The following is a 24,485-nucleotide window of genomic DNA, read 5'->3' as shown; positions in this document are numbered from 1 at the left end:
AGTAAAAAAAGATTATATCCGCGGGCAAAATCTCTGCGATAGTATGGCGAAAAAAATGAACGTGTTAAAGCAATTTTGCTATCTTTGTTTTTTTACGCACAAAAACAAACAATAAATGGGTTTAGTTACCGCTAAAGAAGTTGCAAAAGCAATAAACACTGATAAATATGGGGTTTTGGGAACTTTTTCAGGCTGGCTGCTAATGAAAATACTCAAGATTTCCACTTTAAATAAAATTTACGACAGGAACAAGCATTTAAGAGATGTAGAGTTCCTGAATGCTATATTGGACGAGTTTCAGATTAAGTTTGAGATTCCTGAAGAAGATTTGAAACGCCTTCCGAAAGACGGCGCTTACATTACGATTTCAAACCATCCGCTTGGCGGCATTGACGGCATCCTGCTTTTAAAACTGATGCTCGAAAGAGAACCCAACTTCAAGATTATTGCCAATTTCCTTTTGCACAGGATCGATCCGATGAAACCGTATATCATGCCCGTAAATCCTTTTGAAACCCATAAGGATGCCAAATCGAGCGTAATCGGAATCAAAGAAACCTTGCGCCATCTAAGTGACGGAAAACCGTTGGGAATGTTTCCTGCCGGAGAAGTTTCCACATACAAAGACGGAAAATTAGTCGTAGACAAACCTTGGGAAGAAGGCGCTATCAAGCTGATCAAAAAAGCGAAAGTTCCGGTAATCCCGATTTATTTTCATGCCAAAAACAGCAAGCTTTTTTACTTCCTGTCCAAGCTTGATGATACGTTGCGAACGGCAAAGCTTCCCTCCGAATTGCTTACGCAGAAAGACCGCGTAATCAAGGTTAGAATCGGAAAGCCAATTTCGGTTACCGAGCAGAATGAATATGAAAAGATAGAAGAATACTCAGAGTTCTTGAGAAAAAAGACCTATATGCTGGCCAATCCTTTTGAAAAGGAAACCAAGTTGCTGGATACGTCAAACTTAAAGATTCCGAGAAGCCCGAAACAGATTGCGATGCCTGCCAACCATGAGCAGATTGTCAATGAAGTAAATGCTTTAAGAAAGACTGACTGCCGATTGCTACAAAGCAAAAACTATGAAGTATTTTTTACCGAAGCCAATAACATCCCAAACATTCTGCATGAATTAGGCCGTTTGAGAGAAATTACGTTTAGGGAAGTCGGAGAAGGAACCAACCAGTCCTTAGACTTAGACCAATTCGACAAATACTACCACCACATGTTTTTGTGGGATGATGAAACCAAGCAGATTGCTGGTGCCTATCGAATGGGACTGGGTGCTGAAATCTTTCCGAAGTACGGCATTGACGGTTTCTACCTTCAGGAGCTTTTTAGATTTGAACCAGAATTGTACGACATGATGAGCAAGTCCATAGAAATGGGCCGTGCTTTCATCACCAAAGAGTACCAGCAAAAACCAATGCCTTTATTCCTATTGTGGAAAGGGATTGTTCATACGACATTGCGTTATCCGGAACATAAATTCTTGATTGGAGGCGTGAGCATCAGCAACCAGTTTTCTGATTTCTCAAAATCGCTGATGATCGAATTTATGAAATCGCATTATTACGATCCGTATATTGCGCAATACGTACATCCTAAAAAAGAATTTAAGGTAAAACTGAAAGATGCCGACAAAGATTTTATCTTCGACGAAGCCGAAGCCGACCTAATCAAATTCGATAAGATAATTGACGAATTAGAACCAGGCAGCCTTCGCTTGCCGGTATTGATCAAAAAATACATCAAGCAGAATGCGCGAGTGGTCGCTTTTAATGTCGATCCGCTGTTTAATAATGCTGTCGACGGATTAATGTACATCCGAATTGCCGATATACCGGAAAGCACCATGAAGCCTGTTATGGAAGAATTTCAAGCAGAACTCGAAAGGAAACTCGCTGAAAAAGGAGAAAACATATAAAAACAAAAAACCAAGACAATGTCTTGGTTTTTTTATCTTGTAAAAACTGGAATTATCTTAAAACCAAGGTCTTCTTCCTACTTGGTATGTATTGTAAAAATCAGCATCTGATTTTGTCAAGTAGATGATTCCTTCGATAAAAGGAATAATACCTGCAATACCACAAGTTACGATTGAGATTACGATTTGGATGATTCCCTCTTTGGTGTATCCTAAGATAAATTTATGGATTCCTAAAGAGCCTATAAGCAAAGCCAAAATGCCCGCAACGATTTTTTTATTATCTTGTCCTAAAGCGTCTTGAGCTCCTTGAGAAAATTCTCTAGCAGTTTCTTTAAATTCATTTTCAATTTCTGACATGTTTTTTTGGTATTTGTTGGTTTATGTAGTAAAATTAACAAAATAATTGAAATAGAAGTACAAATTTTTAAAATTTACAAAACCGTCTCGTCCATAGGCTCCCACAACTCAATCTTGTTTCCTTCTAGATCCAAAATCCAGCCAAAATTTCCATAATCATAGCTTTCCATCTCGCCAATTACTTGAACGCCTTCTTCTCTTAATTTTGCCAATAATTCTTCTAGCTTCTCTACCCTGAAATTCTGCATAAACTGCTTTTCAGAAGGGCTAAAATAGTTGGTATCGCTTTTAAACGGCGACCATTGGGTCGAACAATCTTCTCCTTTCTCGTTTTTCCATCGGAAGGTACAGCCATAATCGTTCGTGTCTAATCCCAAGTATTTTCTATACCAATCTCTTAGTGCTTTCGGGTCTTCTGATTTAAAGAAAAAACCTCCAATTCCCGTAACGCGCTTCTGCTCTTTTACTTCTGGAGTTTCGCCAAAATACAGCTGCTTTATCTTGTCTACAATAGTCTGCGCCAGCTTTTCATGGCTTTCAAAAGTCCATCCGGCAATATGAGGCGACAAGATAACTTTATCCGATTCCAAAAGATACTGGAACGCATATGGAACTTTGTCTTCTTCAAACAGCGTCTCAAAAGACAGCTTTTCATATTCCAAGACATCGAGTCCGGCGCCTAATATTTTGTCAGATTTTAAAGCTTCGACTAAATCGGCTGTGACAACATTTTTCCCTCTTGAGGTATTAATCAGCCAAAATGGTTTTGCAAAAGCGGTGATAAAGGCTGCATTGACCAACTTGTCCGTTTCTGGAGTCCACGGAATGTGCAGGCTCAAGACATCTGCTTTTTCTTGGAGTTCTTGCAGAGAAACTTGTTTTGCATTGGCATCGCCTACATTTTCCAAGATATCATAACATAACACTTCAACATCAAAGCCGCGTAGCTTTTTGGCGAAGGATTTGCCCATGTTTCCGTAACCGATGATTCCTACCGTTTTTCCGTCTAGCTCGTGTCCGCGATTTTTCTCGCGGTTCCAATGTCCGGAACGAATTTCTTGGTCGGCTTGGTTCAGCTTGTTAAAAAGCGACAATAGCATCCCTAAAGAATGTTCTGCTACGGCATTGCGGTTTCCTTCGGGAGCAGCGATTAGGCGTATGTTTTTTGTTGCGGCATAATCGCAGTCGATGCTTTCGAGTCCGGCCCCGACTCTGGCAATAAATTGCAGGTTGGCCGCTTTGTCTAAAAAGTTCTTGTCGATCTTAAATCGGCTTCGGATTACAATGCCATGGTAGTCTTGAATCTTGGCTTCGATTTCTTCTTTTGAGGATTTGAAATCTTCGTGGTTGGTGAAACCTGCTTCTTGAAGCTGGTTCATGAGCAATGGATTATTGCTATCGATATGCAGTATTTTTATGTCTTTCGGTATCATGCTTTGATGGAATTTCTTTCAAAGTTAAAAAATAATTCGCGACCCGACGCTCGCATTAGCGATTGAAGCGGCATCCTTTTCAAACTCTTTGAGTTTGGAAAGATAGAGCGGAAAGCGAGACCCTTGGGGAATGCCCAAATCTAAAATCCGAGGATAAGTTTTGCTATGGAGAAATAAATCAATATTCCGCAAATATCGTTGCTGGTGGTAATAAAAGGGCCTGTTGCCAAAGCGGGATCGATTCCGAATTTGTTCAGCAATAAAGGGATAAATGTCCCGATAAGCGAAGCGATAATGATTACGGAAATCAACGCAATCGTTACGATAATGCCGATGATGAATTCTACATTTAAGAGGAAATGGCTTCCGATGAATAATATCGAAGCGAGAATAACACCGTTCAAAAGACTCAAGGAAATTTCTTTGATAAGTCGGTTGAAAAGCGAACCGCTCAAGGTGTTATTGGCAAGACCCTGTACGATAATCGCAGAAGATTGCACGCCTACGTTTCCTGCCATCGCGGCAATCAGTGGCGTAAAGAAAAAGAGGTTGCCGTGTTCCAACATCGCGCCTTCAAAAAGACCGAGCACCCTTACGGTTATAAAACCACCCAAAAGTGCAAGAACAAGCCACGGAAGTCGGGCTTTGGTCAGTTCTATGATGCTGTCATCCGCTTCAACGTCTTGTGAGATACCGGCCGCTAACTGGTAATCCTTGTCGGCTTCGTCCTTGATGACGTCAACGATATCATCGATGGTAATTCTTCCGACCAAACGTCCCAGCTCATCGACTACAGGAATGGCTTCCAAGTCATATTTTTGCATGATACGGGCCACCTCAACGTCTTCGGTATCGACACGGACGTAATCTACCTTAGGGATGTATACTTCGCTGATCGGTGTTTTGGTAGACGTCGTCAAAAGGTCTTTGAGCGACAGTCTTCCTTTCAGTCGGTTTTCGTCGTCAACCACATAAATAGAGTGTACTCTGGAGATATTTTCTGCCTGGATGCGCATTTCTTTGACGCAGGTGAGTACGTTCCAGTTTTCGTTTACTTTTACGAGCTCTTTTCCCATCAGACCTCCGGCGGTATCTTCATCATAGCGCAAAAGATCAACGATGTCTTTGGCATGTTCGACATCGATAAGCTCCGAGATTACCTCGTTTTTGATGTCGGTAGAAAGCTCCGCGATGATGTCTGCCGCGTCATCGGTATCCAGCTCATCGAGCTCTTCGGCGATTTCTTTAGGCGAAAGCCTGCTTAGGATATTTTCTCGCAGGTCGTCTTCCAGTTCCAGAAGAATCTCTGCGGTTTTTTCACTATCAAGAATCTTGAAGATATAGGTAGCCTCATCAAAATCCAATTCGTCAAGGATTTCGGCAATATCAGCGTGGTGCATATCGTTGAGCAGGGTTTCCAGTTGCTGGTCGTTTTTGCTCAAGATTAATTCTTCAATCTGAAGAATAAGCTCCTTACTGATTTTAAACTGCATCGGCTTCTATTTTTTGGGTTATTGCTATGAATTGCTGTACATCCAGCTGTTCCGGACGGAGGTCAAAGATAGTATCTTCTCTCAAATTATCCGAAAGATTTAGAGATTTTAAGCTGTTTCGCAATGTTTTTCTTCGCTGCTGGAAACCTGTTTTTACTACATTAAAAAAGAGCTTTTCGCTGCACGGCAAGGTGAAGTTTTCTTTTCTTTTTAATCGCAGCACGCCTGATTTGACTTTCGGCGGCGGATTGAATACGTTTTCATGTACCGTAAAAAGGTATTCGGCATCATAAAACGCTTGTACCAAAACAGACAGTATGCCGTAGGTTTTCGAGCCTTTTTTCTCGCAGATTCTTTCGGCTACTTCTTTTTGGAACATGCCTGAAAACTCGGGAATCTGGTTGCGCAGCTCCAAAGTCCTAAACACAATCTGCGACGAGATATTATACGGAAAGTTCCCAATTATCGCGAACTGCTTTCCTTCAAAAACCTCATTGATGTTGTATTTCAGGAAGTCTTTAGAAATGATATGGTTGTGAAGCTTCGGGTAATTCGCATTAAGATAGTCTACCGATTCGGTATCTATTTCAATTACGTACGTATTTATTGGTTTTTCGAGCAGGTATTTGGTCAGCACGCCCATTCCCGGACCGATTTCCAAAACATCTTCATAGCCTTCAAAATGGAGGGTGTCTGCAATTTTCTTTGCTATATTTTCATCCGTAAGGAAATGCTGTCCAAGATGTTTCTTGGCTTTTACTTTATCCATTTTGATTTGTGATTTTGGATTTATGATTTAGGCCGACTAAACGGTCTTGTGCTCGCTGATGAATTCCAGTTCGGTTCTGAAAGAAAGCATCTTGTCGCCGAATAGTTTTTGGCTTTCTTGGCGCAGTATGGGCGCATCTTCCAGATAGTATTTTTCTAGTTTTTCTCGTGAGTCTGTCCAAAACTGAACCGAATAGGTCTTCCCGCCCATTTCTTCTTCCACCAAGACTTTCACAAGATGAGCCGACACAAATTTGCCTGTCGCCAAAACGGCCGGAATATGAGTGCGCTGCATCCAGTTCAGCCATTCGTCATGAACTGATTCATGAATATTTGTAGTTACGTTGTATATGATCATTTCTTTGGAGTATTAGATTTTAGACTTCTTATTCGACGAATAGACTAGAAAATTTGTAATTTGTAATTCAACAATTACAAATTAGCATCACCGCGCAATTGCCTGAATTTTTTCCTTGCTTCTACAAAATAAATGCTGTCTTCATGATTAAAGAGCACCTGCTCATAAAGTGCTTTGGCTTTTTCTATGTCTTTTAGTTGCTTGTTATAGATTTCAGCCGAGAAATAAAGCGCCTCGTCAATATAGATTCCGTCCTTATAATTGTCGATTATAATCTGGTATTGGCTTAGGGCGGCATTAAAGTCTCCTAGCTTTTCATACGTCTGGCCGATACGTAGCAAGGTTTCATCCTCAATATCTTGACCTTTGTATTCTTTTAAGATGGATTGGAATTGCTCCAATGCTTCTTTGTTTTTGTTTTGGTACAACAGATAATCGCCTCTCGCAAATTTCTTTAATCCTACTTGGGTCGAATCGGCTACGGTATTATCATTAATCAAAAGAAATAGTTCTAAAGCATCGTTAGCAATCAATTGTGTCGAAGCTGATTTGAGCTCTCGAAACTGTTTTAAGGCCCATTCAAAATCGGTCTTGAAATAGCTGGTCTTGGCAGCTTTTAAGCTGGCTTCGTGTCCGACCGCATCGTTTTTCAAGTCTTCTTCGATTTGCGAATAATAGATCAGCGCTTGGTTGAATTTTTCTTCATACAATAAAATATCCGCCAGTTCCATCTTTACGTCGGCCGTCTGGTATTTGCTCAAGGGCAGTTCTAACGTACGTTTCAATATGGCTTTTCCTTCTTCTGGATTTTTCAGATTGAAAGTAGCAAAATGCGCCTGCAGCAATTGCAGCGACAGCGTATAAGGACTCACGCCGTATTTTTTTACGAGCAAATCCAATTCGCTTTTCAAGGCAGGATAGTCTTTTTCGGGCGCCTTTTTTATCTTCGCTTCCATCAGGTAATAGTGCGCCGTAATCTGCAAATCCAGATCCTGCGTGTTTTCCAAAACAAAGGCAAAAATCTCCCTTGCGGTTTCTTCTTCGTTTTCTTCCATCGCCAATTCGGCAAGGTTTACGATGTTCGAAAAAGATTCCGGATCGCGCCTGTAGATTGCTTTTTCTTGTATAAAGGCTTTAGAATAGTCTTTTTGCTGTACAAAAAACCAGCTCAAGAACTGGTTCCAAAAAATATCTTGGTTTTTCTGTGCTCGTACTAAAAGCGCTTTGCGCAATGAGGTGTTGAATGATTCTTCGGCCTCTTCTGTCATAAAACGCGACAGCTGGTTTTGGATCATGATCGTGCTGTTGGGGTTGGCAAAGGCTTCATCCAAAAACATTTCGATCATCTGGTCGGTATTGCCCTGCTGTCCGTAAAGCACGGCCATCTGGTAGTTGAAATTGAATTTCGGCTCGAGCTTTATTCCTAGCTTATAGGCTTCAAGCGCATAATCCAGCAAGACCTTTTTCTCAAAAGTATTGGCTATCGTATACACATTCGACGGATTCTCATTGATCTTGTCAATCGCCTGCTCGTAATATTTTTTAGCTTTTGCTGCATCCTTCCGCAATTGATAGTTGTAGCCAAGCTCGACCAAAAGCGACGGCTGCTTGAACTTTTCAAAACGTTCTTGGATGCGCTTTTCAGCATTGTCATATTGCTGCAGCTGCTGGTAGGACTCGACTATCTTTTGAAAATAGAAGCTATTACCGGGCTGGTTTTTCAGCAAGTCGTCAAAGCTGATGATGGCTTTCTCAAATTCTCCCTTGTCAAAATAATTCATAGCCAGCTGCTCGTTTTGTCCAAAAACAAACAGCGACAGGAATAAATTCAATACGAGGAAAATCTTTTTCATCTTAGTGTAATGCAAAAGGATATAACAATGTACTAATATAACAATTTTAGAACTGAATTAGTACATTGCTACAGTAAACTATTGGTTAATTGTTCCTTAATTTATAATATCAAATCCAGTATACGGACGCAATACTTCTGGAATCACGATACCTTCTGGAGTCTGATAGTTCTCAAGGATGCCTGCCAAGACGCGCGGCAATGCCAGCGAGCTTCCGTTCAAGGTATGCGCCAGATGGTTTTTGCCGTCCCTGTCTTTGAAACGCAATTTCAATCGGTTGGACTGGAAGGTCTCGAAGTTAGAAACAGAGCTGATTTCCAACCAGCGGTCCTGTGCCGTAGAGAACACTTCAAAATCATAGGTCATCGCAGAAGCAAAGCCCATATCGCCGCCGCAAAGGCGAAGGATTCGGTACGGAAGCTTTAATTCGTTCAAGATGGTCCTTACATGCTCAACCATGCCTTCTAAAGCTTCATACGATTTGTCTGGGTGTTCTACTCTCACGATTTCTACCTTGTCGAATTGGTGGAGACGGTTCAAGCCGCGCACGTGTGCTCCGTAAGAACCGGCTTCTCTCCTAAAGCAAGGCGTATACGCTGTTGCCAGGATCGGAAGTTCGTTTTCCTGCAAAAGCACATCACGGAATAAGTTCGTTACCGGAACCTCAGCCGTCGGGATCATATACAGGTTGTCTGTCGCATCATGGTACATCTGTCCTTCTTTGTCAGGCAGCTGTCCTGTTCCGTAAGCCGAAGCTTCGTTCACGAAATGCGGCACTTGGAATTCTTGGTAGCCTGCTTCGGTATTTTTATCTAAGAAATAAGTAATCAAGGCGCGCTGCAATTTGGCTCCTTTTCCTTTGTAGACAGGAAAGCCGGCACCGGTAATCTTATTTCCTAATTCAAAATCAATAATATCATATTTTTTTACCAACTCCCAATGCGGCAAGGCCTCGCCGTGCAAGTCTGGAATGTCTCCTTCTTGCAGGGTCGTTACGTTGTCTTCGGGAGTCTTTCCTTCTGGCACAAGATCGGCAGGAAGATTCGGCAACAGATACAGCTGCTCCGTAAGCTCTTCGGTATATACATCCAGCTTATCAGACAGTTCTTTGCTTTTTTCTTTTAATGAAACGGTTTTGGCTTTCAGTATTTCAGCTTTGGCTTTTTCGCCGCTTTTCATTAATTCGCCGATATCTTTGGATAGCTTGTTCGATTCCGACAAAACATTGTCCATTTCAGCCTGTGTCGCTCTTCTTTTTTCATCGAGCTGCACGGCTAGTTCAACAATACTCTTGGCATCCATGTTTCTTTTTGCCAAAGCTTTGAGGACTTTCTCCTGGTTTTCTCTAATAAACGCTATCTGTAACATTATCTTGGTTTTTATAAGGTAGCAAATTTAATGAAAAAAGGTTGACAGTTGCAATGTTGGCAATTAACAAAGCATAAAGTTTCAAAAAGAGGCTAGACCCTAATAAATTAACATTTCGTGTGTTATTTTATTAATTACATTTGGAAAATTTTTCTTGATTATGAAAAAAATCTACTTGCTATTCGCACTATTTTTGTCCGCTTTTGGCTTTGCCCAAAACACTTCCTCTCCCAACAGCCATATTGCTGAAGCTGAGCGCAAAGCCGCCGCTAAGAAAATAAACTTCAGGACCAATCCGAATACGGAAAATTATGACGTGACCTATCACAGGCTCAAGTTTGAAGTGTATCCTGATGCCTATTATGTTATTGGCGACGTGACGACTTATTTTAGAGCAAAACAAAATATGAGCACGGTAACTTTTGACCTGTCAGACGAACTGGTCGTAAGTTCTGTAAAGCAACGTAATGTTCCGTTGACTTTTACGCAAAGCGGAACCAATGAATTGGTCATCAACCTTCCTGCCGTACAAAACACGAACGTCTTGGATTCGCTAACAATTGTTTATGAAGGTGCTCCTCCTGCCGACAGCGATGGTTTCAACACCTATACGCATGCCGGAAATCCTGGGCTTTACACATTATCTGAGCCATTCGGTGCCAGAGACTGGTGGCCTTGCAAGCAGGACTTAAACGACAAGGTCGAAAGCCTTGATGTCTATATAAAATCAGCCACACAATACACAAGCGTTTCAAACGGACTACAGGTCAGTGCGGTAAATAACGGCGACGGTTCAAAAACGACGCACTTCCACCACAGCTACCCGATTCCGGCTTATCTTATTGCTATTGCAGTGACGAACTATACGATTTTTACGCAACAGGCAGGAACCGCACCGCACACCTTCCCTATCGTAAACTATATCTATCCCGAAGGCCAGACGGCAACGCAGAACGACTTGGCCGTAACAGTTCCCATCATGAACTTGTTTGAGCAACTGTTCGAGACCTATCCTTTTGCCAATGAAAAATACGGGCATGCCCAATGCGCTCTTGGCGGCGGAATGGAACACACGACCGTTTCCTTCATGGGAGGCTTTGACCGAGGACTGATTGCCCATGAATTAGGCCACCAATGGTTCGGAGACAAGATTACCTGCGGTAGCTGGAAAGACATCTGGCTGAATGAAGGATTCGCAACCTATCTGGCAGGGCTTGTCATCCAAAACATGGATGGTGCTGGCGCTTTCAGATCATGGAAAAGCGGCTTGGTCAACAATATTACTTCGGCGCCAGGAGGTGCCGTATATCTTACGGATGACGAAGCCGAAGACGGCGACCGAATTTTCAGCAGCCGATTGTCGTATGACAAAGGAGGCATGGTCGTTCACATGCTTCGCTTTAAACTAGGCGATGCTGCCTTTTTCCAAGGCGTAAAAAATTACTTGGCCGACCCTAACTTGGCGTATGGCTATGCGACCACCAACGATTTAAAGGCCCATCTGGCCGCCGCTTCTGGAATGAATCTGGACGAGTTCTTTAATGACTGGGTTTACGGACAAGGCTATCCTACCTATACGATTACTGCCAGAAACTTTTCTCCTGGCGTAGCGCGTTTTGTAGTCAACCAGACACAATCGCATCCTTCTGTTTCCTTCTTTGAAATGCCGGTTCCGGTAAGAGTAACAGGCGCTGGAGGACAGTCGTTAGATTTGGTATTAGACAATACTGCCAACAACCAGACGATCGACAAATTAGTACCGTTTGCCATTACAGGCGTTTCCTTTAATCCAAATGTGGATATCATTGCCAGAAACAGCACGATGACATTAGGCAATGGAGAATTTGCTTTGGCGGAAGGCGTAAAATTATACCCGAACCCGACCTCTCATACCTTGCAATTGCAGCTTCCGGATAATGTAGTTCTTGAAAAAGCCATTTTCTACAATGCCTTAGGTCAGATTGTAAAAGAAGGCGCTTCTGAAATGTCTTGGGATGTTTCTAGCCTGCCAACAGGCGTCAATTTTATCAAGATAGTGACAGATGCCGGCACAAAACAGATGAAGTTCATCAAGGCGTAATCCGCCAATCATAGATATAAAAAAGCAGAAGTCGTCAAAACGCTTCTGCTTTTTTTATTGTAGAAAATGCCTTAGGCAATGGCTTTGATGCGGCTGACCATAAAGGCAATCAATACACCAAAGATTCCGATAAACGCAAACGAAAACTGCAGTCCGTAGGCTTCGGCAATATAACCGATGACGGGCGGCCCCATCAAAAAGCCTAAAAAGCTGACGCTCGAAACAATCGTAAGCGCCTCACCCGGAGCCACCGTCGTGTTTTTTCCGGCAATGCTGTAGACGGTCGGCACGATGGTCGAAACGCCAAGTCCCACGAGCATAAAAGCCAGCGTCGACGGAACCAAGTACGGCAAGAAGACGGAAGTAAACAGCCCGATCGAAATCAGCAAGCCGCTCACTTGCAATACTCTTTTTCTTCCGTACTTAAAAATCAGCCTGTCGCCTAAGAATCGGCCGGAAGCCATCATGATCATAAAAGACGTATAGCCCAAAATCACCAGCGGACCAGGCGCTTTCACGACTTCTTTAAAATAGACGCCGCTCCAGTCAAACATTACGCCCTCGCTTGCCATACAGCAGAAGCCGATGACGCCCAGCCAGATCAGCACGCTGTCGGGCTTGGCAAAAAGCTTTTTCTTCTCCTTATTTTTCTTCTCTTTTGCCTTGATGAGAAATTTATAATTGGCGCCCATCAGCACAAAAACGATGACGGCCGTGATTGCAAAATGCTGCAACGGCGTCAGCTTCAAGGCCAGTATGGCAATACCAATCAAGGCACCCGTAAAGCCTGCCGTGCTCCATGCGCCATGAAAAGACGACATGATCGTTCTTTTGAAAAGCTCTTCCGTATAAACGCCCTGCGTATTCACGGCAATATTGCTCAGGTTTCCGAAGATGCCGAACAGAAAAAGCCCGGCCGAAAGATGCCACGGCTTTGTCGCCAGTCCTAGGTTGGTAAGCGCAAGCGCATAAAAGGCCAGCGAAAAGAGCAATATCCTATGGCTGCCGTATTTGGTGACGAGCTTGCCCGAAAAAGGCATGATAACAAGCTGACCGAAAGGCAGGGCAAACAGAATAGAGCCCAAGTCGCTTTCGCTCAAGTGCAGCGAAGCCTTGATGTCTGGGATGCGGCTGGCCCAAGTGGCAAAGCACAGTCCCATCGCAAAATAAAAAAGCGAGACCGCCCAGCGTATCCGTTTCAGGTACGACTCCTTGGCGTGTTTGTAGCCCTTGAGCTTCGGGCGGGTATTGAATCTGTTGATAAATCTGAATTCCATAAAAGGCAATAATTAGCGCGGCATGCAATAAAGCAGCAAATGTCCGATATTTCTATTAGGCAAGAAACTGTTCTAGCTTTTTTTGCTTTCGTATACTTCCGGATTCACCACTTTCGGCAAGCGTTCGTTGCAGATTCCTGCAATCGCGTTTTTCGCTGCCAAGATGGCCATGTTGTTGCGGGTTTCTTCGGTAGACGAGCCGATGTGCGGCAGCACCGCCACGTTCGGCAGGCTCAACAGCACATTGTCCTTGTCCATCGGCTCCGGATTGGTCACGTCGAGTCCGGCTCCCCAGATGGTCTTTTGCTGCAGGGCTTCGAGCAAATCTTCTTCGTTGTGGATGGCGCCTCGGGCCGTATTCACGAAAATAGCATTGGGCTTCATCTTGCCAAAAGTCTCCTTATTAAAAAGCCCTTTGGTTTCATCGGTAAGATTGGCGTGTACCGAAATCACGTCGCTCTGCGCCAGCAACTCGTCAAACGATACCTTTTTGGCCTGCAGCTTTTCTTCGGCTTCGACATTCTGGCTGCGGTTGTGATAGAGGATGTCCATCTCAAAAGCGCCCTTGCACGACTTGGCCATCTCAAAGCCGATCTTGCCGAGCCCGAAAACGCCCAAGGTCTTTCCTTGCAGGTCGAGCCCGATGTTGGCCATAGGCTCGAAAAAATCCCAGTCGCCGTTCAGGATTCTCTTGTGGTGGAAAAAGGCCTTGCGCGCTGTGTTCTGCATCAGCAGGAAAGCAATATCGGCAGTCGCCTTGCTCAATACGTCTGGCGTGTGCCCAATCGGAATGCCAAGCCGCGTGGCTTCGGGAACGTCTACATTGTCATAGCCTACGGCAAATAGCGAAACGGCTTTCAGGTGGCTGCATTCCTTCAAGAAGGCGGCGTTGATGGTAGAGCGGCCCGCCGTGAGCAGCGCATCGGCCTGTTTGCAATGGTCGATAAGTTCTTGCTGGGTCAGCTCGCGCTTTTCTTCCCATTGGGTAATCTCGATTCCCGCCTCGCGGAAAAGGCGCAGTCCGGCCTCGGGAATTATTCTGGTGATAAAGACTTTCATTTCTTATGGTTTTGGGTATGGTTCTGTGTTCTCGGCTTCGGCAGCCTTACGATTAACAAATTTGTTTATCGAGATCTTTCGTTTAGGTCTTATCCTAAATCTAAAATCCCAAATCAACAATCCTAAATCCTAAATTACCAACTGCTCGCATCATCCAACAGCTGCATCGCTTCCGCATCGAGCCTAAGGTTCGGCGCCAAGATAATGCTCTCCAACTGGCTCGTGCTCGTCGCGCTCACGATAGGCGCGGTAACCGAAGGCTTGTGAAGCAGCCAAGCGAGGGCTACTGCGGCAGGCGTGGCTTTGTGGTGTTTGGACACTTCGTCGAGGGCGGCTAGTATTTTCAGGCCGCGTTCGTCAAAATACTTGTCCATATCGCCGCCTCTCGGGCTTTTGGCCAGATCGGCCTTGGTTCTGTATTTTCCGGTCAGGAAACCGCTTTCGAGCGAGAAATAGGTAATCACGCCGAGGTTGTTTTCTAAAGCAAGGGCTTCGTAATTGGTTTCGTATTTTTCTCTGGCATAAAGGTTATAATGGGGCTGCAGGGTCTGATAGCGCGGCAGTCCTTTGGCGGCGCTGGCTTCGAGCGAGGCCTTGATGCGTTCTGGCGCCATGTTGGAAGTTCCGATCCAGCGGATCTTTCCGTCTTTTTCTAATTGGGCATAGGCTTCGAGCGTTTCTTCAACGGGCGTTTCCACATCGTCGAAGTGCGTCTGGTACAAGTCGAGATAGTCGGTGTTGAGCCGTTGCAGCGAATCTTCAATGGCTTTAAGGATATAGGCTTTTTTGAGTCCTTTTTTGCCGTCGCCCATATCGGAACCTACTTTGGTGGTCAGGACAATGTCGTGGCGGTTTTTCTTTTCCTTGAGCCATTTGCCGATAATGCGTTCGGATTCGCCGCCTGTATTTCCGGGAGCCCAGCGCGAATAGACATCGGCCGTATCTATAAAATTAAATCCGGCTTCGGTAAAGCCGTTCAATATCTCGAATGATTTTTTCTCATCCAGCGTCCATCCAAAAACGTTTCCTCCAAACGCAATCGGGTAGATATAGAGATCTGTGTTTCCTAGTTGTTGTTTTTTCATGGTTATAGTTGATAGTTGATAATTGATAGTTGATAGTTCTTAGTTGATAGTTCTTAATTCAAAATGCTACTAGCTTCTTCGCTCCATCACTCTCCACCGCTGCTTCAATAATCCGCATTACGTTTACGCCGTCTTGGGCGGTAACGGGTTCTTCGGCACCGTTGGCAATGGCTTCGTACAATCCGTCAAAGAATTCAAAGTAGTTGCCGTGCAGCGTCGGTACGATCTCGCGGATGACTACGCTGTTGACTTCGGTATGCAGCAGTCCGGCCTTATAGTCGGGCTCGATACCCCATTGCTCGCGGTTGGGCTTTTTGCCTAGCTTCAGCTCGTCTTCCTGCACGTCGCCGCGGCTTTTTAAGAAAGAGCCTTTCTTGCCATGGATGATATAGGACGGCAGGGCCTCGCGCACAAAAAAGCCGGCTTTCAACCGTACGCGGAAGCGCGGGTAATAGAGCAGCAGGTCAAAATAATCGTCTACAATGGAATGGTCTCTTGTCACGCGGATATCGGCATAGAGCGCTTCGGGAAAGCCGAACAGGGTCAGCGCCTGGTCGATGATGTGCGAGCCCAAGTCTTTTAGTATTCCGGCTCCGGCATTGGCGGTTTCTTTATGGATCTTAGGGCTCAGGTTCGGATTGTAGCGGTCAAAATGGATTTCTGCTTCTACGATCTCTCCCAAGATGTCGCGGTCCAAGACCTGCTTGACGGTCTTGAAGTCGCTGTCCCATCGGCGGTTCTGGAAAACGGCGAGCTTTAGGCCGTGTTCTTTGGCAAGGGCCTTGAGTTCTTCGGCTTCGGCTACCGTGGTCGTAAAGGCTTTTTCGACCAGCACGTTCTTTCCGGCCAGCAGGGCCTGCTTGGCATAGTCGAAGTGGGTTTCTACAGGGGTGTTTACGATCACGAGGTCGAGGGTAGCATCTTGCAGCAGGGCTTCGAGCGAATCGTAGCTTCGGGCCTCGGGATAGTCTTCGTGCAGCAGCTTTTTGCTGCGCTCCCACGAGCCGGCCAATTCAAAGCCCGGGTGCAGCGCGAGGAAGGGCGCATGGAATACTTTGCCTGACATTCCGTAGGAAAGCAGGGCGGTTTTTATCTTTTTCATCCGTAGTGGTTTTGGTGCGAAGGGCGCCGCGGCGCTGTTTTTGGTTTCGGCCGTCGGCAGGGTGCCTCGGGATTCGAAAAAGTAAAGTTACGGACATCTTATAAAGTAAGAATCGGGATTGGAAAGATTAACAAACATTTAAAATATTGAAAAGTGAATAATCCCGCCGTAAGTAAATAGAAAACACTATTTTTGTTCGCAATTATTGAATCTAAAACTACAAAATGGAAATAGTTATTAAGCTCTCGCAGTTTTTGTTGAGTTTATCCTTGCTGATCGTGCTTCATGAAATGGGGCATTTTATCCCGGCCAAATTATTCAAGACAAGGGTAGAGAAATTCTATCTTTTCTTTGACGTCAAATTTTCGCTCCTGAAGAAAAAAATCGGCGAAACGGAATACGGCATCGGCTGGCTGCCGCTGGGCGGCTACGTAAAGATCTCGGGGATGATCGACGAAAGCATGGACAAGGAGCAGATGGCCCTCCCACCGCAGCCGTGGGAATTCCGTTCTAAGCCGGCTTGGCAGCGTTTGATTATCATGCTGGGCGGCGTTACCGTAAATTTTGTCTTGGCTATCATCATCTACATCGGCATGGCCTATGTTTATGGCAATACCTATATCGCGAATTCTGAAGTAAAAGACGGTATCTGGGTAACCAGCCCGGTCGGAGAAAAAATCGGATTCAAGACAGGCGACAAGATTCTGGCGATTGACGGAAAGAAGGTCGAGAAATTTGACGACGTACAGTACAACGTGAATTTTGCGAAGACAGCGACGATCAATAGAGATGGCGTGACGCAAGAAATCAAGCTTCCGGTAGACTTATTGGCTACGGTGATGAAAGAGGAAAAGAGCTATCTGAAATTGCGTGTACCTTTAACCGTAGGTGAGGTTCCAGAAAATTCTCAAAATACAAATAACCTTCAAAAGGGTGATGTTATTTTGAGCGTCGATGGAAAGAAAATGTATACTGACGAATTACTTGCTTTCAACAAAGCAAATCCAGAAAAGACCTTTGATGCAGTTGTTTTTAGAAAGGAAAAAGAAGAAAATATCAAGCTGTCAATAAACAAAAACGGAGAACTGGGTATTATTCAAGGTCGCCTTAAGCCGGAAAACTTAGAAAAATTAGGCTACTATAAAATCAGCCGCGAGACGTTTTCTTTTGCAGAATCGTTTCCGGCCGGAATCCAAAGAAGCAAAGACGAGCTGGGACGCTACTTTACGCAGCTAAAGGCGATCGTCAATCCAGATACGGGCGCTTATAAGGGCGTAGGGGGCTTCTATGCCATCTTTAATGTTTTTCCGAGCGTATGGAGCTGGGAGTATTTCTGGACCATCACGGCGTTCTTATCGATCATGCTGGGCGTAATGAACTTGCTGCCGATTCCGGCACTGGATGGCGGCCACGTGATGTTTTTATTGTTTGAAATGATTACCAGAAGAAAACCGAGCGAAAAATTCCTAGAGCGCGCTCAAGTCGTTGGCTTCTTTATACTTATAGCACTGGTACTGTTTGCCAATGGCAACGACATTTATAAGGCTATTGTGAAATAGAAAAAAAATTGAAAAATTTCTTCATTTTTATTTGCAAGAAATAAATTTCGCCTTATATTTGCACCGCTTTAAAAGGCAATACGCCTTCCTCCTTAGCTCAGTTGGTTAGAGCATCTGACTGTTAATCAGAGGGTCCTTGGTTCGAGCCCAAGAGGGGGAGCAAAATCCTGATCAGAAATGGTCAGGATTTTTTGTTATTACAGGGCTTCGTAATAAACCCAATACTTCAAAGGTTTATTAAACATAAGGAAATAGAAAGAAGCTAGTACATAGTTTTAGATATCAATCCAAAAACAAGGTAGCCAAAAAGGCATCTAAAAAAAACTGAAGACACCCACTTTTAAATCAGTTAGAATACATCAAGAAAAAATTTCCATTTTATTTGTTATAACCACAAATTAAGACAAAGAAAAAATCTACGAAGCATGCGTACTTCTAGATATTGATTTATTAGACAATCTGATTATTTCAAGGATGGTTATTATAGCTTTGCTGAGGTGGTCAATTATGGCAAATATTTGAGCTTCATAAAGATAAGAAGAAGTATTTACACTATTTTCATTTAAAAAATTTTAGAATAAAAAATAGTTTTTATTGCAATATTCGATAAAATATATTAAAATTTGTAATACAAAGCTTATTAACAAATGAATATTACAGAAAAAATTAAACCAATCCATCCTTTTGCCGCTAGAATGGCTCCAGAAATCGCTTTACAAGCATTAGACGGACTACCTAAAGGAAGCTTAATACTTGACCCAATGACGGGCTCTGGCACAGTTTTAAGAACAATTTCTGAAATGGGTTATAATGGATTAGGTTTAGACATTGACCCACTTTCTGTGTTAATGTCTAAAGCATGGACGACTAAAATATGTGAAGAAACTTTTTTAAAAGAAGCTCATAATATACTTAATAAATCAATCGGGATTCAATTGGAAAATATTTCTTTACCATGGATAGATGAGGATTTGAACACACAAAAATTTATAAATTTTTGGTTTGCATCAGAGCAAATTAAGGCATTGAGAGGTTTGAGTTTTTTTATTAATCAGAATAAAACACTTTATTCATCATTATTTAAAATTGCATTAAGTAAATTGATAATTACAAAAAGTAAAGGAGCATCATTAGCAGCGGATGTATCACATAGTAGACCACACAGAGTAAGAGTAACAAATGATTTTGATGTTTTTAGGGAGTTTGAAAGAGTTTGTCTAAATTTATCTAAAACAATTTTTGCACAAAAATTAACTGGTGAAGTAAATATCAGATTAGGTGATGCTAGAAGATTATCAAGTGTAAAAAAAGCTTCCATTGATTGTATAATAACTTCACCTCCATATTTAAATGCTCTCGACTATATGAGAGGGCATAAATTATCTCTTGTTTGGCTCGGACATTCAATTAATGACCTCGCACTTATTAGAGGCAATAGTGTTGGAGCTGAAAAAGCACCTAACACATCAAATATTGTTATTGCTAAAGACGTGACAAAAAAAATGGAAGAAATACAAAATCTTCCACAAAACAAAATCAATATGATTTATCGTTATGCACTAGATATGAATAACATACTAAAAGAAACATCTAGAGTATTAAAAGACAACGGTAAAGCTACATTTGTTATTGGAAATTCTAGTCTAAAAGGAATTTATATTAAAAACACATTAATTGCAGAAGAATCTGCGAAAAGACATGGTCTACAGTTAATTGAAAAGCAGGAAAGGGAAATCCCGCAAAACAAACGTTATTTACCCCCGCCAAGCAACTTAAACAATTCCGCTTTCAATCTTAGGATGAGGACAGAAAGTGTTATCACTTTTAAAAAGGTTTTATAATGGCAAAAGCAAATAATAAAGAAATTGAACTTCATAACTTGATAAAAAATAAGGATGATTTAGCATTAGCAAAATTATACGACCTGTATAGTGAATCATTAGTAGCAATTATAAAAAGTAAATATCAGCAAGCTTCTAAGAGAGATTATTTATTTGCAGAAGAAGCTGTAACTGAAGCATTATTTGGATATTACAGAAACCCTGACACATTTAACCCAGAATTAAATACTCTAAAAGGTTTTTTAGAGATGGCTGCAAAGAGAGATATGCAGAATATTTTAGACAGGGAGAAAAATCATTTAGCAAAAGAACATTCTCCAGAAGATGTCGAACTTGATGAAACATATTGGAATAGGATTACAAGGAACAATAATATCCCTGATAGCGATTTAATAAACTCTGAATTACTTGGCAAAATTGAATTAGAATTAGAAAAGCATTTTGACAACCAAAAAGACATTCAAATTGCAAAAATGATTCTCTCAGGAGAGCGTGAGACAAGAGCATTTTCCGAAATTCTTAAAATCAACACTCTAACTATTGAAGAACAGAGGACGGAAGTGAAAAAAGTTAAAGATCGAATTAAAAAAGTGTTAGAAAGAAATAAAGTTGAATTGCAATTGAAAAAAATATTAAAATGAGTGATAAAATAAAATTGTTGGAATTAGCAAACAAGGAAGTTGCCGATGATAAAAATTTTATCGCTTTCTTTCTTGTTAAATATTCTGAGATTGAGAATATTTCAAAAGAAGATATTATTAATAATTTTAAATGTAACCTAGAAACGTATTATAAACTAAGTCTTTGTAGGGTTCCTGATCAAAGTGCAATTGACTATATAACACGTTTAAATAAGATTTCAGAATATGTAAACATTAATAGCTTAGAAATTAATAAAATAATTAAACGAGTCAATTCTGTCCTTATTTTTTTAAACAGTAATCATAATAATTATTTATCCGCAGCAAGAGATAAAAAAAATAAAAACGATTCTAATGATTAGAAAATGAGTTTGATGAAACAGAATATTGTCAGTTTAGCAAAAGACTTTAGACATATGGCGGCTATAAAAAATGATATTCCTTATGACATTATGGGTGCAGTAAGTTTAGTAATGCCAATTGACATAATCTGTCTAAGTGACTTAAGTATATCCAAAATTAAAAAATGGCTAAACAATAGAAATATTTTATTCAATACGGAAACTAATGACAGATACTTACATGGTTTTATAATTACGTTTAAAGGAACAGGATTCATATTTGTTAATGGAACTGATTCAGAAGATGAAAGGAGATTTACAATAGCTCATGAAACTAGTCATTTCATTCTCGATTATAAATTAAAAAGAGACAAAGCATTAAAAAAATTTGGCTTAGGAATATTAGATGTTTTAGATGGATATAGAGAGCCTACCATAACTGAAAAAATTGATGGAATATTATTCTCAGTAGATGTTAAGCCATTTACTCATTTGATAGAAAAAAGTGCCGATGGTTCTTTTGAAAGTTTAGAGATCTTTAATTCTGAAAATGATGCAGATAGATTAGCTTTAGAGTTACTGGCTCCAAGCCTTCAGGTTATAAAAAAAGTAAAAGCTATAAAATCATCATTATCTTTTAACGAGTTTAATAAGCATTGTTTTGAAATCTTAATTAATGAGTATAGATTACCCGATAATATCGCAAAGAATTATTCCCTGCAATTATCATATAAAGAAACTGGTGGGCCGTCAATAATGAGTAAACTTGGGTTTTAATTTGTCGAGCTTTTAAAGTAGCTTCGGAATAGAATCTTGAAAATACATATATCATGGAAAATAATGATAATTTACCTCAAGACTCATCAAAAATCAAAATTGATAATAATTCATCTATAAGTGATTTTAAAAAATCTTATGGTGAAGATTTTTCAAATACTATTGATATTGATACTTGGCGAATGGGGGAAAATCTTGCGGATTTATATCCTTTGATAGAACAAGAACTCATAAAAGCAAAACAAGATGAAGCCCAAACTCATCAAACATTCAGAGAACAAGTCTTTCCCCGTATAAAAGAACTACAAAATGTACCTCATGCTGGATTGCATGATGATGTTAACAGTACTCAATTAATTGAGAAAATACAACGTGGTTTTTTATTTAATAAAGCGGTAACTGCCTGTGGAAGTGTAAGTGCTGTTTATAATTCCGTACCTATTTCTATTACACAAATAGGTGTTTGCCTAGTTAATTATCAAGAACAACACGGAAGTTATTCCCATAGATTATTTAGAAGAGATTTAAGATTTAAGAATGAAGACCCAATTAAAGAAGCAATAGCCCTTATTGAAAAAAGAAAAGGAGATGAATCTGCAAATGATAATAGAAAAGGACTTAGTGAAATAGCAATTAGAGGAATTAAAGCTTATGCTGAACGTTCAATATTATTAGAAAAATCTGATTCGAATTGGCTTATGGGAAAAGGGTCCCCAGTACCTAATGATTTAATGAGAGGGTTTTGGTCAAGTCAAACAGATATGAAAAACAAGTCGATTGCTCTAATGAGAGAAATGATTACTAATCATAAAAAATTTGTCTATGTACAAGATAGTAGTAGAAATCCAGAACTATGGACTTTTGGAAATGCTTTACGCCCATATGAGTATTTGATAATTGATAATATTAAAGATAATTTAACCCATAGGTTGGCAACAGGTGGAATGAGAGGCGAGTTTTTAAATGATTATACAAAATTTGTGGAAGAAGTGGGGCCGCAAGTCGCAATAGGAGTTTATCGGGTTTCTACATATTCTCCACCGCAGATATTCTATGGACATATTGACCATATTCAAACAGCAGCTTTAATTGCAATGGCAGATAGCACTTTTCAAATTCATACAGGAACCCCTATGTTATTAGATTTAGCTGATAATTTATGTAAAACAGCATTTGGTAAGAGTGACTTTATAGCTTCAATAGAACAAGCATCTGCAAAAGCAGATATATTATTAAAAAAATAATTTAACAATGGATACAGAAAAAAATGAGCAAACTGAATTGTTTCAAAATATTGAAAACGAAATTGCATTAAATGGAGGAGAGTCCAAAGGTGATGTCAATAGTGAAAATGCAGATGGCATGACAATGTTTGATTTACCAGGAAGTCAAGATAATTTAATTACTGTTTTATTACCTAAAAGTAATATAAGAAATATTGGAGCCCATTCTATGGTTGAGATTCGTAGTCGTTCAACTGAAAACGGTGGTGATGGTAGAATATATAGGGGAATTGTTGTTGCTGGTCCATTTCATGAACCTGACGGAATTAGAGCTGATGCACATATGCTTGTCACTACAACAATTCATGGATCAATCTTTATGCCCAATTATCATGGTAAAGTTCAAGTAGAATTAATCGGCGAAATATCACATGGTATGATAATGCCTCCAAGATTTAGGCCTTTACCAAATAGTCCGGTTTTTGTGTTAAGTAAGGAAGAAACAGCAGAAGCATTAAGAGTAAATGCAAATCCGGGAATCACTCTGGGTCTGGCCATAGGACATGATGATATTGAAGTTAAAATTCCTGCAAAGGAAAAAACTGTTATTCCTCGACATATTGGAATATTAGGTACAACAGGAGGAGGTAAATCTACAACTATCTCTGGATTAATGTCCCAATTTCAGAAAGAAGGTATTGCAACAATTGTCATAGACACAGAAGGTGAATATACTCATGTCGATAAACCTACAGAAAGTTCAAACATGCAAAAGCTACTGAAAGTAAGAGGAATTTCATCAAATGGGATTCAAAACATAAACGTAATGCACTTAATTGGAAAAAAAACTAGAGCAAAAAGCCCAACTACAATTTCTGCATTTCGTTTAGATTTCTCCTCACTATCTCCATACGCTGCTTCAGATATACTTGGATTAACTGAAGCACAATTTGGTAGATTTTTTAAAGCATATGATGCTGCTAAATTAATATTAAAAGATATTGGCTCATATCCAAATAGAGATCAACAAAATGAGGCAATGGAACTTGATGAGTTTGAAACAGGTTGGCCAACCCTAACCTTATCCATTATTATTGATGTATCTGGAATGATTTTAGACAAATTAAATGGGAAACCTTTAAATCCTTTTAACCCCAGTCTTAAGAATAATTTACAAAAAGTGACAGATAGAATAAATGCTGTTGATACTAATAATGAAATTAGTTGGGCAGCTTTGCTTGGAAAACTTTGGCAATTATCTCGAACTAAAGTTTTTGATAATCAATCAGCTGCTGCTATTCCTTTTTCAGAATTAATAGAGCCGGGGAAATTAACAATAATAGATTTGAGTGATTCTGACTCTCCAATGATAAATAATATTGTAATTGCTAATTTGCTGAGAGGAGTACAATTAGCTCAAGAAGAAGCTTATGAAAAAGCTGTCGCTCAAAATCTGTCACCAACCCCAGTGTCTATAATAATTGAAGAAGCTCATGAATTTCTATCCAAGGAGAGAATTGGAAAGATGTCTAATCTATTCCAACAAGTAGCTAGAATAGCTAGAAGAGGTCGAAAAAGATGGCTAGGATTAGTTTTCGTTACGCAGTTGCCTCAACATTTGCCTGATGAAGTATTAGGCTTAGTTAATAGTTTTATTCTACATAAAATTGGAGATTCAAATGTTGTGAGCCAATTAAAACGTTCAATAGGAGGTGTAGACCAAAGCTTATGGAATAGATTACCAAATCTAGCTCCTGGTCAAGCAATTGTAACAACTCCAAGTTTATCTCGTTCTTTACTTGTTGCAATCGATCCATCTCCATGTAAATTATTGATGGTAGATTAAAAAATAAATATTCTTTTGTCGAACTATTGACAAATCTTTGGAATAGTAAATTAGAAGGTGAAACTCCTTTTAATGTTAGAGTTTCAGAGAGATTATT

At 40.8% G+C, this 24,485-nt stretch carries 19 protein-coding genes, 1 tRNA gene and 1 pseudogene; 10 read left to right on the top strand and 11 right to left on the bottom strand.

Annotation, left to right across the window (positions count from 1 at the left end; translation table 11 throughout):
- The first annotated feature begins 115 nt into the window (after positions 1-115).
- Complete coding sequence (locus tag OLM56_RS04560; RefSeq protein ID WP_121375861.1) at positions 116-1,924, top strand: GNAT family N-acyltransferase; 1,809 nt, start codon at positions 116-118, stop codon at positions 1,922-1,924.
- 57 nt (positions 1,925-1,981) lie between these two features.
- Here the strand turns inward: OLM56_RS04560 and OLM56_RS04555 are convergent, their stop codons facing one another.
- The 7 genes and pseudogenes from OLM56_RS04555 to serS all read right to left on the bottom strand — a co-directional run bounded on the left by OLM56_RS04555 (position 1,982) and on the right by serS (position 9,557).
- Entirely contained in the window at positions 1,982-2,284 is a 303-nt protein-coding gene (locus tag OLM56_RS04555; protein ID WP_121375860.1) for a TM2 domain-containing protein, read from the bottom strand.
- Positions 2,285-2,760: 476 nt separating this feature from the next.
- Positions 2,761-3,717 (bottom strand): annotated as a pseudogene (locus tag OLM56_RS04550) (2-hydroxyacid dehydrogenase); the annotation flags it as partial.
- A 140-nt stretch (positions 3,718-3,857) separates the two neighbouring features.
- Complete coding sequence (gene mgtE, locus OLM56_RS04545; RefSeq protein ID WP_121375859.1) at positions 3,858-5,210, bottom strand: magnesium transporter; 1,353 nt, start codon at positions 5,208-5,210, stop codon at positions 3,858-3,860.
- Positions 5,200-5,979: a 16S rRNA (adenine(1518)-N(6)/adenine(1519)-N(6))-dimethyltransferase RsmA gene (gene rsmA, locus OLM56_RS04540; RefSeq protein WP_264528480.1), complete on the bottom strand. Its 780-nt coding sequence runs from the start codon at positions 5,977-5,979 to the stop codon at positions 5,200-5,202. The genes mgtE and rsmA overlap by 11 nt, the downstream gene beginning before the upstream one ends.
- Positions 5,980-6,015: 36 nt before the next feature.
- Positions 6,016-6,336: a DUF4286 family protein gene (locus OLM56_RS04535; protein WP_121375857.1), complete on the bottom strand. Its 321-nt coding sequence runs from the start codon at positions 6,334-6,336 to the stop codon at positions 6,016-6,018.
- A gap of 74 nt (positions 6,337-6,410) precedes the next feature.
- Positions 6,411-8,189, bottom strand: a complete 1,779-nt coding sequence (locus OLM56_RS04530; RefSeq protein ID WP_121375856.1) for a tetratricopeptide repeat protein — start codon at positions 8,187-8,189, stop codon at positions 6,411-6,413.
- A 96-nt stretch (positions 8,190-8,285) separates the two neighbouring features.
- Positions 8,286-9,557, bottom strand: a complete 1,272-nt coding sequence (gene serS, locus OLM56_RS04525) for a serine--tRNA ligase (RefSeq protein ID WP_264528479.1) — start codon at positions 9,555-9,557, stop codon at positions 8,286-8,288.
- A gap of 160 nt (positions 9,558-9,717) precedes the next feature.
- On the opposite strand from serS, the gene OLM56_RS04520 reads away from it, so the two are divergent.
- Positions 9,718-11,637 (top strand): M1 family aminopeptidase, encoded by a 1,920-nt coding sequence (locus OLM56_RS04520; RefSeq protein ID WP_264528478.1) that lies wholly within the window; start codon positions 9,718-9,720, stop codon positions 11,635-11,637.
- Positions 11,638-11,708: 71 nt separating this feature from the next.
- Here OLM56_RS04520 and OLM56_RS04515 read toward each other — a convergent pair whose 3' ends face one another.
- The 4 genes from OLM56_RS04515 to OLM56_RS04500 form a co-directional block, all read right to left on the bottom strand.
- Complete coding sequence (locus tag OLM56_RS04515; RefSeq protein WP_264528477.1) at positions 11,709-12,914, bottom strand: MFS transporter; 1,206 nt, start codon at positions 12,912-12,914, stop codon at positions 11,709-11,711.
- Positions 12,915-12,986: 72 nt separating this feature from the next.
- A complete protein-coding gene (locus tag OLM56_RS04510) occupies positions 12,987-13,973 on the bottom strand; it encodes a 2-hydroxyacid dehydrogenase (RefSeq protein WP_264528476.1) in 987 nt (328 codons plus the stop codon).
- Between the two features lie 134 nt (positions 13,974-14,107).
- Positions 14,108-15,058: an aldo/keto reductase gene (locus tag OLM56_RS04505; protein ID WP_264528475.1), complete on the bottom strand. Its 951-nt coding sequence runs from the start codon at positions 15,056-15,058 to the stop codon at positions 14,108-14,110.
- Positions 15,059-15,116: 58 nt separating this feature from the next.
- Positions 15,117-16,160 (bottom strand): Gfo/Idh/MocA family oxidoreductase, encoded by a 1,044-nt coding sequence (locus tag OLM56_RS04500; protein WP_264528474.1) that lies wholly within the window; start codon positions 16,158-16,160, stop codon positions 15,117-15,119.
- 224 nt (positions 16,161-16,384) lie between these two features.
- Here OLM56_RS04500 and rseP point away from each other — a divergent pair, with 224 nt between their 5' ends.
- From rseP to OLM56_RS04460, 8 genes are all read left to right on the top strand, one after another.
- Complete coding sequence (rseP, locus tag OLM56_RS04495; protein WP_264528473.1) at positions 16,385-17,719, top strand: RIP metalloprotease RseP; 1,335 nt, start codon at positions 16,385-16,387, stop codon at positions 17,717-17,719.
- Positions 17,720-17,805: 86 nt separating this feature from the next.
- A tRNA-Asn gene (locus OLM56_RS04490) sits at positions 17,806-17,879 on the top strand.
- Positions 17,880-18,366: 487 nt separating this feature from the next.
- Positions 18,367-19,560 (top strand): hypothetical protein, encoded by a 1,194-nt coding sequence (locus OLM56_RS04485; RefSeq protein ID WP_264528472.1) that lies wholly within the window; start codon positions 18,367-18,369, stop codon positions 19,558-19,560.
- Positions 19,560-20,201, top strand: coding sequence for a hypothetical protein (locus OLM56_RS04480; protein WP_264528471.1), 642 nt, complete (start codon positions 19,560-19,562; stop codon positions 20,199-20,201). Before OLM56_RS04485 ends, OLM56_RS04480 begins: the two co-directional genes overlap by 1 nt.
- The gene (locus OLM56_RS04475) at positions 20,198-20,563 is read left to right on the top strand and encodes a hypothetical protein (protein ID WP_264528470.1); all 366 of its coding nucleotides are present in this window, start codon (positions 20,198-20,200) and stop codon (positions 20,561-20,563) included. Before OLM56_RS04480 ends, OLM56_RS04475 begins: the two co-directional genes overlap by 4 nt.
- Positions 20,564-20,575: 12 nt before the next feature.
- Positions 20,576-21,319 (top strand): ImmA/IrrE family metallo-endopeptidase, encoded by a 744-nt coding sequence (locus tag OLM56_RS04470; RefSeq protein ID WP_264528469.1) that lies wholly within the window; start codon positions 20,576-20,578, stop codon positions 21,317-21,319.
- A 53-nt stretch (positions 21,320-21,372) separates the two neighbouring features.
- The gene (locus OLM56_RS04465) at positions 21,373-22,563 is read left to right on the top strand and encodes a hypothetical protein (RefSeq protein WP_264528468.1); all 1,191 of its coding nucleotides are present in this window, start codon (positions 21,373-21,375) and stop codon (positions 22,561-22,563) included.
- A 7-nt stretch (positions 22,564-22,570) separates the two neighbouring features.
- Entirely contained in the window at positions 22,571-24,388 is a 1,818-nt protein-coding gene (locus tag OLM56_RS04460) for an ATP-binding protein (RefSeq protein ID WP_264528467.1), read from the top strand.
- Positions 24,389-24,485: the final 97 nt, after the last annotated feature.

The sequence above is a fragment of the Flavobacterium sp. N2550 genome, from assembly GCF_025947265.1.
Taxonomy (GTDB): domain Bacteria; phylum Bacteroidota; class Bacteroidia; order Flavobacteriales; family Flavobacteriaceae; genus Flavobacterium; species Flavobacterium endophyticum.
Note: the sequence above shows the minus strand (reverse complement) of the source record. Positions and strands in the feature narration are given on the sequence as shown.